Origin of the sequence: Nonomuraea sp. NPDC005983, assembly GCF_040614375.1 — a bacterium.
In the GTDB taxonomy this organism is placed as follows: Bacteria; Actinomycetota; Actinomycetes; order Streptosporangiales; family Streptosporangiaceae; genus Nonomuraea.
The window spans coordinates 44,368-51,071 of sequence record NZ_JBEXUP010000058.1; the positions used below are offsets into that span (position 1 = coordinate 44,368).

The 6,704-nt window shown below is 66.7% G+C and carries 9 protein-coding genes; 8 read left to right on the plus strand and 1 reads right to left on the minus strand.

Translation table 11 applies throughout. The annotated features are described in order from the left end of the window. Positions 1 to 44: 44 nt before the first annotated feature. The 6 genes from ABZ297_RS24655 to ABZ297_RS24680 all read left to right on the plus strand — a co-directional run bounded on the left by ABZ297_RS24655 (position 45) and on the right by ABZ297_RS24680 (position 5,269). The gene (locus ABZ297_RS24655) at positions 45 to 929 is read left to right on the plus strand and encodes an NAD(P)-binding domain-containing protein (protein WP_355350430.1); all 885 of its coding nucleotides are present in this window, start codon (positions 45 to 47) and stop codon (positions 927 to 929) included. 156 nt (positions 930 to 1,085) lie between these two features. Continuing rightward, positions 1,086 to 1,478, plus strand: a complete 393-nt coding sequence (locus tag ABZ297_RS24660) for an NUDIX domain-containing protein (protein WP_355350432.1) — start codon at positions 1,086 to 1,088, stop codon at positions 1,476 to 1,478. A 9-nt stretch (positions 1,479 to 1,487) separates the two neighbouring features. Beyond that, a complete protein-coding gene (locus ABZ297_RS24665) occupies positions 1,488 to 2,090 on the plus strand; it encodes a TetR family transcriptional regulator (RefSeq protein ID WP_355350434.1) in 603 nt (200 codons plus the stop codon). A gap of 82 nt (positions 2,091 to 2,172) precedes the next feature. Further along, positions 2,173 to 3,669, plus strand: coding sequence for an FAD-dependent monooxygenase (locus ABZ297_RS24670; protein ID WP_355350436.1), 1,497 nt, complete (start codon positions 2,173 to 2,175; stop codon positions 3,667 to 3,669). A gap of 509 nt (positions 3,670 to 4,178) precedes the next feature. Beyond that, complete coding sequence (locus tag ABZ297_RS24675) at positions 4,179 to 4,787, plus strand: hypothetical protein (RefSeq protein ID WP_355350438.1); 609 nt, start codon at positions 4,179 to 4,181, stop codon at positions 4,785 to 4,787. Between the two features lie 86 nt (positions 4,788 to 4,873). Beyond that, positions 4,874 to 5,269, plus strand: a complete 396-nt coding sequence (locus tag ABZ297_RS24680; RefSeq protein ID WP_355350440.1) for a hypothetical protein — start codon at positions 4,874 to 4,876, stop codon at positions 5,267 to 5,269. On the opposite strand, the gene ABZ297_RS24685 is transcribed toward ABZ297_RS24680, so the two are convergent. Beyond that, entirely contained in the window at positions 5,253 to 5,384 is a 132-nt protein-coding gene (locus ABZ297_RS24685; RefSeq protein WP_355350442.1) for a hypothetical protein, read from the minus strand. The two genes, ABZ297_RS24680 and ABZ297_RS24685, sit on opposite strands and share 17 nt — an antisense overlap. 62 nt (positions 5,385 to 5,446) lie before the next feature. On the opposite strand from ABZ297_RS24685, the gene ABZ297_RS24690 reads away from it, so the two are divergent. Continuing rightward, entirely contained in the window at positions 5,447 to 5,764 is a 318-nt protein-coding gene (locus tag ABZ297_RS24690; protein ID WP_355350444.1) for a hypothetical protein, read from the plus strand. A 146-nt stretch (positions 5,765 to 5,910) separates the two neighbouring features. Beyond that, positions 5,911 to 6,704 (plus strand): hypothetical protein (locus tag ABZ297_RS24695; protein WP_355350446.1); only part of this gene is annotated, 794 nt, incomplete at its 3' end.

Here is a 6,704-nt window from a genome sequence, read left to right on the forward strand (position 1 = left end):
CCTCACTTGACCTTCACACCGGTATCAACGTTGACGATGCTGCCATGAACAGCAAAACCGATACACCCGTGACAGTCATCGGCCTCGGACTGATGGGTCGGGCACTCACCGGCGCGTTCCTGAAAGCCGGGCATCCCACAACCGTGTGGAATCGCACGACCTCCAAGGCCGACCAGCTGGTGGCCGAGGGCGCACGGCTGGCGCCAACGGTTGGCGACGCGCTCAAGGCAGGTTCCCTGACGATCATCTGCGTCACCGATTACCAGGCCATGCACGAGCTGCTCGGCGCGAACGAGAGCGAGCTGGACGGCAAGATGTTGATCAACCTGACTTCGGGCGACTCGGCCCAGGCCCGGGAAGCCGCCCAATGGGCCGAGCAGCGCGGCGCCCATTACCTGGACGGCGCCATCATGGCCATCCCATCGGCGATCGGAACCGCCGAGGCGGTAATTCTGCACAGCGGGCCGCAGTCGGACTTCGAGGCGCACGAGTCAACGCTCAACGCGCTCGGCACCGTCACCTACCTAGGTGCGGACCATGGGCTAGCGTCCCTGTACGACGTGGCCGGCCTCGCCATGATGTGGAGCATCCTGAACGCCTGGCTCCAGGGCACGGCCCTGCTCAGGACGGCCGGTGTTGACGCCGCAACGTATGCGCCGTTTGCGCAGCAGATCGCTGCCGGTGTGGCCGAATGGCTGCCTGGGTATGCCAAGCAGATCGACAGCGGCTCCTTCCCGGCCGAGGTGTCGGCCCTGGAGACCGATGCGCGGGCGATGGCACACCTGATCGAGGAGAGCGAGGCGGTGGGTGTCAACGCCGAACTGCCGAAGCTGATCAAGGCGATGGCCGACCGCTCGATCGCCGCTGGACACGGTGGGGAGCAGTATCCCGTGCTGATCGAAGAATTCAGCAAACCCCGCAACGACTGACCGATCCCGATACCGGGATCTAAGCGGCCTCTGGGAAGTCGACTCCGTGCAGGATTCCTGGGAAACGATCATCTCCATCCTGGGAAGCGACCTTCTAGGTCTCCGACCCGCCCCACCACTCGTGAACACCCCTGGCAAGATCTAAATCTTGCCGTGATGCAAGTCCGTGACGATGGCGCCATCGTCGTCCCCGTTCTTCCCGTGCCGGAGCTGTTCTGGATCCTGCCGGGAGGCGGTGTTGGACCCGGCGAGACGTTCCTCCAAACCGCACGTCGGGAGCTGTTCGACGAAGCCGGCCTGACCGAACGTCGACTGCGGCCCTGTCTATGGACCCGCAACGTGGACGTCCGCTGGTCAGGGGAGCCCGTCCACATGCCAGTGACCAGATCGGTGAGGAAGTCATCGAGGTGCCGGGCGGGCGAGTGCGCGCGGGCCGAGCCGCTCGATTTGGTGGCGCGAGGAAGAGATATCGAGCAAGGCCGCCGCATACATGCGAGCCGCGCATCTTTGCGTGGCTCGCATATTTGCGTGGCTCGCAAATTTGTGTAGAGTATTCGCATGGGGCTGAGAGAGCGCAAGAAGGAAGAAACCCGGATCGCGCTGAGCTGGGCGGCGATCAAGCTGACCGTCGAGCGTGGCTTCGACAACGTCAAGGTGGAGGACATCGCCGCCGAGGCGGGTGTCTCGCACCGCACATTCAACAACTATTTCTCCAGCAAGGGCGAGGCGATCGCGGCCAGGCACTTCGACCGAGCGGTGCAGATCGCCGACGAGCTGAGGTCCAGGCCGGACGGCGAACCCCTGTGGGAGGCCATCGCTAACGCCGTGTTCGCCCGGTTCGCGCTTGGCATGCAAGAGGCCGAGCGTCCGGCCGACGGGCGCTGGATCGCTGGTGTCAAGCTGATGAGCCAGCATCCGGAGCACCGGGGCGAGTTCCTCAAGGCCCACACGGCCGCGCAGGATGCGCTGGCCGCGGCGGTCGCCGAGCGCACCGGCACCAATGCCGATCGAGATCTGTATCCGCACCTGGTCGCCGGGACGGTCGGCGCCGCCATACTCGCGGCCATCCATCTGTGGCTCCACGGCGATGCGCCGGCACCGTTCGAGGAACTGCTGCGCGACGCCCTCGGTCAGGTCGCCGCCGGCCTGCCCACGCCCTGACCCTTCCAGACCTCTCTCATCTTCCCAATCGAAGATTAACCGGCCTGCCGCCGGTCGATCCGTCATGCCCGGAAGGACCACCATGATCGCCGATATCGTCATAGCCGGAGCCGGGCCCAACGGCCTGATGCTGGCCTGCGAGCTCAGCCTGGCCGGAATCCACCCCCTGGTCCTGGAGCGCCTGCCGGAGCGCACCCAGGACAACCGCGCCAACGGCCTGGTCGGCCAGGTGGTACGGATGCTAGACCGGCGAGGCCTGTACGAGCGGCTCGCTGGTAACCAGGTCCCACCGCGGCCCACTCCCGGATTCGTCTTCGGCGGGCTGCCCATCGACCTGAGTGTGCTGGACGACAACCCCTTCTACATCCTCCAGGTTCCGCAGCGCAGGATCGAGCAGATGCTGGAGGAACGGGCCGTCGAACTCGCCGTCGAGATCCGGCGCGGCCACGAGCTCACCGGATTCAGCCAGGACACGGATGGCGTGACCCTCCAGGTCAGCGGGCCGGCCGGGCCTTACACGATCGAAACGCGCTACCTGATCGGTGCCGACGGCGGGCACAGCATCGTACGCAAGCTGGCCGGCATCGCCTTCCCCGGCGTGACGACCGACGACACGATCGCGCGCACCGCACACGCCGTCGTGCCGGCCGAGTTCGTCGATCCGGCCACCGGCGGCCTCGACATTCCCGGGTACGGACCCATCCCGCCGTTCCTGCACCACCGGACCGAGCGCGGGTTGTTCGTGTACGCGCCCCTGCCGGGCACCCCCGCACCGTTGATCTCCACTATGGAGTGGAACGGACAGGACGCCGAGGGGCCGCTCACGCTCGCGGAACTGCAGGCCAGCGCCCACCGCGTGCTCGGTGTGAACATCGCTTTCGGCCCGCCCGACGGCCAAGGGCCGCACTTGATGCGCAAGCTCAACGGCGGCAACACCCGCCTGGCTGAGCGTTTCCGAGACGGCCGGGTGCTGCTGGTCGGCGATGCCGCTCACGTTCACTCGGCGATCGGCGGGCCCGGGCTCAACCTTGGCCTCCAGGACGCGGTCAACCTTGGCTGGAAGCTCGCGGTCGACGTGCGCGGCACGGCCCCCGCCGGTCTCCTCGACACCTACGAGTCCGAACGACGCCCGGTCGCTGAGCGGGTGGTGATGTCCTCGCGCGCCCAATCCGCACTGATCGCCCCTGGCAGCGAGGTCACCGGCCTGCGCGCGCTGTTCACCGAACTGCTCGGCGACCCGCGCAACGTCCGCCGTATCGCCGACCTGATGTCGGGTGCCGACATCCGCTACGAGGTGGGCAGCGACCATCCGCTGGCCGGTCGGTGGGCTCCCGACCTGGACCTCAAAGACGGGGTCCGGCTCGCCGAGCTGACCAGGGACGGCCGCCCGCACCTGATCGACTTCACTGGCGGGGACTGGGGATACCCCGCAACCGCGGGGCTGCCCGGCTCCGCCGTGCCGTGTACGGCGTTGCTGCTGCGGCCCGACGGATACGTGGCATGGGCCACCGACGTCCCGCAGCCGGACGCGGCGTCCCGCGCATCGCTCCGGGCGGCGATCCAACGCTGGCTGGGGTGACTGGATAGGTGCACCTCGTCCTAGCGAGCACCTGAGCTGGGCTTTTGCGGTCCTGATTGTTTGATCGGAAAGGTGTCCGGAATGCGGCACGTCGGTTGCGGCCTGGCCTGCGGCGGCCCGGGCGAAACCCTCATGCAGGACCCGCCGATGACACCCGGCCGTATCCGACAGCTCGACGCTGACCAGCAGCGGTCCCACTCGCATCCCGTTTCTACCCGTTGGCGTTCCTAGCAAGATCGTTCTCATCGGTAACGGTTGTCCGGCGGTTCCTCAGCCCCAAGGTTGACCCGGTTGCGGGCGATGGCCCTCAGAGGCCCGTACCTGGCGGCCGGCACCTCGCCGTCAGGGAGGTCGGCCCGCCAAAGCCGTTCGTTGACAAGACCCCCGCTGATGGGCAGCTTGCTGGTGGCTCGTACGGGCCGTTGCTGCTGCCAGGACCTCACAGCAACGTGGGCCGAGGCCGACTGCCCAGACAAATAAAGATATTGATCGCGAGAGGAGATGGCGTGATGGAACCCGGCTACGTCGTTGCCGGCTATCGAGTCGCTACACGCGCTGATCGGCAAGAGTGGCAGGACGTGGGCCTTCCTAGTCTTGGTCTGGTGTCGATGAGCGACTGCGTGGTGGACCTGGTGCCAGCAGATCCCAATGGCTGGGACGACTGGTTCGCCAGCCCTCAGGAGGCCGAGATCGCGCGCGAGCACGCTGGCAAGCCGGGCTTGCACGTGCTCAGAGTCGGATTCGCCACTGCCGATGTTCCCGGGCTGCTGGCCGATATCGCCGATGGAGGCTGGGACACATCGGCCGGGAGCCTCCCGGAACGGCTGGCCCGGCGTGAGAGGTTCCCCTACCCGGGCGGCCGGCGGTTGGGGTTCGAACTGGTCGGCTTCGACAGCGGGTGCTGGCACACCTGGACCTGCTTGGGAGGCCTCGTTGCCGACGTCTACCAGGCTACTGGCGTCCAGCCGGGACGCTGGGGGCTGATCCAGGACGAGCAGGACGCGCGCCGGGCCGCTCAATGGCTCACCGACTCAGGTCTCGGTGACCCCAAGGTATTCCTCTGGGCGGCCGCACTGCTCACGGACGTTGCACGAGCGACCCCCCAGACCGAGGAGTAGTGCACGATTGGAATAACTTCCTTCCACCAGTAGTCCTGGCACTGCGCCGCGGCTGCTGCACCCGCCAGGACCGGGCCGGGGGCACTGTGCGCTACGAGGTGATCAGCCAGCACTTCAAGGGCGTGCTGTACGAGGACGGCAACGCGATCTCCGAGGGCGAACTGCGCGCGGACCCTTGGGTCGTGCTGGTGCCCGTTGCCCGGGCCATTGCCGTCGCCGATGAACTCGAACGCCAGCGATCTGGTCGCCCTCGGCGGTCGGCAGTACTCGGTCGGCTATCAGGTCGCCGGCCGCCGGCTGACCGTCCGCATCGACGGTGCCGTGTTGCACCTGGCCGACGGGCACACGCTGCTGCGCACCCTGTCGGCATCGGCCACGCCGGCCAGGTCATCGCCGAGGTTGCCCGCTCCACCACCAAGCCGATCGCCCGGTTCAAAGTCCGCAAGCCCCAGCACCAACGGAAGGTCACATCGGGCGGGTAGAACTGCGTTCATGGATCCGGTGAAGCTGCAACAGGCCCTGGATGAGGTCTTCGATCAAGCCCTGCTCCATCACGGCTTCGTGGATTACATGCGCGACTATCAGCTCGTGATCCACGCGATGGCCGATCCCAGAGCCGGGATCGCGCCAGCGACGCTGCGCTACCTGTTCGCCACTGCGTGCAGGCCAACTGCGCCACAACCGTGCCGGCCGGCATCTGGCGCGAGTCTCTCGATGACCGGCTTATCACCTACGAAACCGGCGTCGACCTCAACGGATACGTCTGGGGCGTCAACTGGCAGATGCTCTACCCGGGGGCCACGCTCATCGCCGACTCACCAACCGCCCGGAGCTGGGCCGCAGCCATCGGCATCGACTTCCACGAAGTCCGGATCCAAACCAACGCGCACGACCTCACCCTGATCTTCTCCGACCTGCGGATCGAAGAACTCCCGCCTGAATCACAGGGACCAGACCACAAATTCCCGATTCAATAGGCTCAAGAGAACGACAGATCATCTAGCCGGAGTGTCACCCACCTCCCGAGCCGGATCTGTCACACGGGTCCTGAGACCTGACACTCGGAGCTGCTGCTGTAGATCATGCGCTGGGATCGCGTGGAGCGGCGATGTATCGTCGGCGCATGTCGCGATCGTCCCGGGGGATCCGGGCGCCTCACGGGCCGGCCAAACGGGGCTGGCGCAAGGTGTGGGCGGCGATAGCCGCAGTGTTCCTGGCCGCGGTGACGGCTGCGCTGACCCAGTGGACCACAGGCATCTTCGGCGCCACTGGGGATCGATTACTCGGGCTGGTCACCGGAGATGATCCGCTGACCGTGGCGGGCAGGCGAGTGGCGCCTCTTGCGCCGCTGGCTGGAGGCAAACGCGCCGGCGGCCAACAGCGCGCGGGGGTCTGGACGTTCGACACCCCGAACTTCGTGATCGTGCCGAGCGGGCGTGCCATCGAGCAGGGGTGCATCGTGACCACGATGGTTCCCCGGCCGCGTTCGGAGATCCAGCCACCGCAGTGGAGCAGTGACTGGAAACGCAACCAGGCGGCGTTGACGGCATGGGCGGTGGCCAACCGGGCCGGGGATCCGAACACCACCAGGATCCGGCTGACCGTCAGCGGCAAGCCGGGCAAGACGGTTGTCCTGGAAGGCGCGCGGACGGTCTTCGTGGCGCGAGCGCCGAAGCCGCCGGCGGGCACCTTGGTGCAGTTCCAGATCGGTGATGCATGTGGCGCTGGTGTGGATGTGCGCTCGTTCAGGACCAACCTCGATGACGCATCCGGCAGATGGCGGCCGACCAAGGACGAGAAGACGGATTTCCCTTACACCGTTAAAAGCGACGAGCCAGAGATCCTCGAACTGACCGCGCACACCAGCTCCTGCGACTGCGCGTGGCAGGTGCAACTCGACTGGACCGACGGCAAGAA

Excerpts from the sequence above, each read along its gene's own strand:
- ABZ297_RS24655 (WP_355350430.1), top strand. The coding sequence starts at position 45 with ATGAACAGCAAAACCGATACACCCGTGACAGTCATCGGCCTCGGACTG.
- ABZ297_RS24660 (WP_355350432.1), top strand. The coding sequence starts at position 1,086 with ATGCAAGTCCGTGACGATGGCGCCATCGTCGTCCCCGTTCTTCCCGTG.
- ABZ297_RS24665 (WP_355350434.1), top strand. The coding sequence starts at position 1,488 with ATGGGGCTGAGAGAGCGCAAGAAGGAAGAAACCCGGATCGCGCTGAGC.
- ABZ297_RS24670 (WP_355350436.1), top strand. The coding sequence starts at position 2,173 with ATGATCGCCGATATCGTCATAGCCGGAGCCGGGCCCAACGGCCTGATG.
- ABZ297_RS24675 (WP_355350438.1), top strand. The coding sequence starts at position 4,179 with ATGGAACCCGGCTACGTCGTTGCCGGCTATCGAGTCGCTACACGCGCT.